The following is a 4,758-nucleotide window of genomic DNA, read 5'->3' as shown; positions in this document are numbered from 1 at the left end:
GCGCCGGAGTTCGGTGCGGGTGGGGGCCGGGCACCGGCGACGGCGCAGGAGGAACTGCTCTGCCAGGCCTTCGCCCGGGTGCTCGGGCTGGAACGGGTAGGTGTCGACGACGACTTCTTCGCGCTCGGTGGGCACTCGCTGCTGGCGATGCGGCTGGCCAGCCGGATCCGGACGGTGCTCGGGGTCGAGGCGACCGTGCGCGTGCTGTTCGAGAACCCGACACCGGCGGGCCTGGCAGGCCGGCTGGGCGAGGCCGCTCGGGGGCGCGCCGCGCTGGTCCGGATGGTGCGGCCGGAACGCGTGCCGCTCTCCTTCGCCCAGCAACGCCTGTGGTTCCTGGAGCAGTTGGAGGGTGGCAGCACGTACAACGTACCCGTCGCCCTGCGGCTCACCGGGGAGCTGGACCGGGCCGCGCTGGCCGAGGCCCTGCGGGACGTGATCGAGCGGCACGAGGTGCTGCGCACGGTGTTCCCGGCCGACGACGGCAACCCCCGTCAGCGCGTCCTGCCGATCGGGGAGACCGGCTTCGAGTTGCCCGTCACCCCGGTGGCGGCGGCGGACCTGGACGCGGCTGTGGCCGACGCCGCGTGCCGCGGCTTCGACCTGACCTCGGAACTCCCCATGCGCGCCGAGCTGTTCGCGCTGGGCCCGGTCGAGCATGTGCTGCTGCTGGTGACGCACCACGTCGCGACCGACGGATGGTCGACGGGTCCGCTGGCCCGCGACCTCTCGACGGCCTACACCGCGCGGGCGGCCGGCCGGGCGCCCGAGTGGGCGCCGCTGCCGGTGCAGTACGCGGACTACGCCCTGTGGCAGCGTGAACTGCTCGGCGGCGAGGATGACCAGGACGGCCTGCTGGCGGCTCAACTCGACTACTGGCGCCGGGCGTTGGCCGGACTCCCGGAGGAGCTGGAGCTGCCCTTCGACCGGCCGCGCCCGGCCTCGGCCTCACACCGCGGGCACCAGGTGGAGCTTGCCGTCCCGGTCGCGGTGCACCGGCGGTTGGCCGCCCTGGCCCGGGAGCGCGGGGTGACGCTCCACATGGTCGTGCAGGCCGCGCTGGCGGTGACGCTCCATCGGCTCGGCGCGGGCACCGACATCCCGATCGGGTCGATGGTCGCCGGCCGCACCGATGAGGCGCTGGACGACCTGGTCGGCTTCTTCGTCAACATCCTGGTGACGCGGACCGACCTGTCGGACGACCCGACCTTCGGCCAGGTCCTGGAGCGGGTCAGGCAGAGCGGCCTCGACGCGTTCGCGCACCAGGACGTGCCGTTCGAGCGGCTGGTGGAGGAGCTGGCCCCGGCCCGCTCGCTGGCCCGGCACCCGCTGTTCCAGGTGATGCTGACGGTGCAGAACACCGCCCGGCCCTCCCTGGCCCTGCCGGGGCTGTCGGCCGCCCAGCTGTCGGCCGGACCGGCGGTGGGCAAGTTCGACCTGGATCTCGCGCTGGGTGAGGCGACGGACGAGACGGGCGCCCCGGCCGGTCTGCGGGGCGTCCTGATCGCGGCCGCCGACCTGTTCGACCCGGAGACCGCCCAGGGACTCGCCGACCGGTTGGTCCGGGTGCTGACCGAGGCCGTTGAAGCGCCCGAGCTCCCGATCCGGAGCCTGGACGTGCTCTCCGAGGCCGAGCGCCGGCAGGTCATGACGCGGTGGAACGGGCCCGACCGGGACGTGCCGCCGACCACGGCGGCCCTGATGTTCGCCGAGCAGGTGGCCCGGCGGCCCGCCGCGCCTGCCCTGGAGTTCGGCGAATTCCTCCTCTCCTACGCGCAGTTGGACGAGTGGGCGAACCGCCTGGCCCGGCTGCTGATCGACCGGGGCGTGGGCCCGGAGTCGGTGGTCGCGGTGCTGGCCGGCCGCTCGGTCGAGCTGGTGGTCGCCTTCCTCGCCGCCTGGAAGGCCGGAGCGGCCTACCTACCGATCGACCCCGCGCACCCCGCCGACCGGATCGGCTGGATGCTGGCCGATGCCGACCCGGTCTGCGTGCTGACCATCGGCGCCGACCGGCACTCGGTGCCGGACCCGGCCGGGCTGCCCGTCCTGGTGCTGGACGACCCGGCCGTGACGGCCGAACTGGCCGCACTGGACGCGTCCGAGGTGACCGACGCCGACCGCACGGCCCCGACGGCACCGGGTCACCCGGCGTACCTGATCTACACCTCCGGCTCGACCGGGCGCCCGAAGGGCGTGGTGGTCTCGCACCAGGGCCTGGCGAGCCTGCGGCTGACCCAGGTCGAGCGATTCGCCTTCGACCAGGACAGCCGGGTGCTGCAATTCGCCGCGGTCGGCTTCGACGGGGCGGCCTTCGAGGTGCTGATGGCCCTGGGCAACGGCGGCTGCCTGGTGCTCGGCACGGCGCAGGACCTGCTGCCCGGGCCCGCGCTGGTGGAGCTGGTGGCCCGGCACCGGGTGACCCACCTGATCGCGCCCCCCGCCGCGCTCACCGCGCTCGACCCGGAAACCCTGCCGTCGGTGACGACCCTGGGCGCCGTCGGCGAGGCGCTGAGCGGGGAACTGTCGGCCGCCTGGTCGACCGGCCGACGGTTCGTCAACGGCTACGGGCCGACCGAGACAACGGTGGCCGCCGCGATCTCCGCCCCGCTGACCCCCGGCGCACGGCCGGACATCGGCACCCCGGTCGTCAACACCCGGGTGTACGTGCTGGACGACGCCCTCAACCCGATGCCGCCCGGCGTGGCCGGCGAGGTCTACGTCGCCGGCCCCGGCCTGGCCCGAGGCTACATGCGGCGCCCCGACCTGACCGCGGAGCGGTTCGTCGCCTGCCCGTTCGAACCCGGCGCGCGGATGTACCGCACCGGTGACCGGGCGAAGTGGACGGCGGACGGCCGGCTGGTGTTCGTGGGCCGCGCGGATGAGCAGGTGAAGATCCGCGGTTTCCGGATCGAGCCCGGCGAGGTCCGGGCGGTGGTGGTGGGCCACCCGGACATCACCCAGGCCGCCGTGGTGGTCCGCGAGGACGTTCAGGGCGACAAGCGGCTGATCGCGTACGTGGTCACCGCGGAGCGGGACCCGGCCGGGGACACGGCCCTGGCGGACGCCGTGCGCCGCCACGCCGCAGAGCGGCTGCCGCAGTTCATGGTGCCGTCGGCGGTCGTGGTGCTCGACGCGCTCCCAGTGACGGTCAACGGGAAGCTCGACCGCGCCGCGCTGCCGGCCCCGGCCCACGGATCCGGCGCCGGGGCGGGCCGGGAGCCCGCCGACGAGTGGGAGGCGTTCCTGTGCGAGGCGTTCGCGAAGGTGTTGGGGCTGCCCGCGGTCGGGGTCGACGACGACTTCTTTGTCCTCGGCGGGCACTCGCTGTTGGTGACCCAGCTGGCCGGCCAGGTGCGGGCGGGGCTGGGTGTGGAGCTGCCGATCCGGGTGCTGTTCGAGTCACCCACGGCGGCAGGGGCGGCGGCTTGGCTCTCAAGTCGGTCCGGCAAGCAGAAGAAGGCAAGGCCCGCGTTGAGGCCGATGCGCAACCAGGAGGGCTCGTCATGATTCCGTTGTCTTTCGCGCAGCAGCGCCTGTGGTTCCTGGGCCGGATCGAGGGTCCGAGCGCCACCTACAACAACCCGATCGCCGTGCGCCTGACCGGCGATCTGGACCGGGCCGCGATGCTCGCCGCCCTGCGGGACGTCCTCGGCCGCCACGAAGTGCTGCGCACCGTGCTGCCGGCCGAGGACGGCCGGCCGTACCAGCGGATCCTGCCGCTGGAGGACGTCGACTTCGGGCTGCCGGTCACCGAGGTGGCCGAGTCGGAGCTCCCTGCCGCGGTGGCGGCAGCGTCGGACCACGCCTTCGACCTGTCCTCGGAGATACCGATCCGCGCCGAACTGCTGGCGATCGGCCCGCAGGACCACACGCTGGTCCTGACGGTCCACCACATCGCCGCCGACGGCTGGTCGACCGGCCCGCTGGCTCGGGATGTGTCGATCGCCTACACCGCCCGGGTCTCGGGCCGGGCGCCGCAGTGGGAGCCGCTGCCGGTCCAGTACGCCGACTACGCGCTGTGGCAGCGCGAGGTGCTGGGCTCCGAGGACGACCCGGAGAGCGCACTGAGTGAGCAAGTGGCCTACTGGCGCGGCGCGTTGGCCGGATCGCCGGACGAACTTCCGCTGCCGCTGGACCGGCCGCGCCCGGAAGTAGCCGGCCACCGAGGCCACGACGTGCCGGTGGAGATCCCCGCGGAGGTGCACCGCCGATTGCGCGAGCGGATGCGGGAACGCGGCGTCACCGCGTTCATGCTGCTGCAGGCCGCCTACGCCGTGCTGCTCTCCCGGCTGGGCGCCGGCACCGACATCACGGTCGGGTCGGCGGTCGCCGGCCGCACCGACGAGGCGATGGCCGACCTGGTCGGCTGCTTCGTCAACACCCTGGTGATCCGCACCGACCTCACCGGCGACCCCACGCTCGCCGAGATCCTGGACCGCGTCCGGGAGACCGCACTGAACAGCCTGGAGAACCAGGACGTCCCCTTCGAGCGCCTGGTCGAGGAGCTGTCCCCCGCGCGCTCGCTGGCCCGCCACCCGCTCTTCCACGTCTTGCTCACCGTGCAGAACAGCGCCCCGGTGGTCAGCGGCGGCACCTCGCAGGGCCTCGCCCTGCCCGGCCTGCACGCCGCCCAGCTGCCGGCCGGCGGGTCGGTGGCCAAGTTCGACCTCAACATGCTGGTGGGTGAGTCGTTCGACGCGGCGGGTGCGCCGGCGGGCATCCGCGGCGTGCTGACCGTCGCGGCCGATCTGTTCGATC

2 protein-coding genes are annotated in these 4,758 nt (G+C 73.9%); both read left to right on the top strand.

Annotated elements, in window-relative coordinates; genetic code table 11:
• On the top strand, positions 1-3,507 hold a 3,507-nt coding region (locus AMK19_RS33940; protein ID WP_158071990.1), incomplete at its 5' end, for a non-ribosomal peptide synthetase.
• Positions 3,504-4,758 (top strand): condensation domain-containing protein (locus tag AMK19_RS33935; protein WP_241844723.1); only part of this gene is annotated, 1,255 nt, incomplete at its 3' end. The genes AMK19_RS33940 and AMK19_RS33935, both read left to right, overlap by 4 nt.

The organism is Kitasatospora sp. CB01950 (genome assembly GCF_001905465.1).
Classification (GTDB): domain Bacteria; phylum Actinomycetota; class Actinomycetes; order Streptomycetales; family Streptomycetaceae; genus Kitasatospora.
The sequence above is the reverse complement of the archived record's forward strand: the minus strand, read 5'-3'. Positions and strand labels throughout refer to the sequence as shown.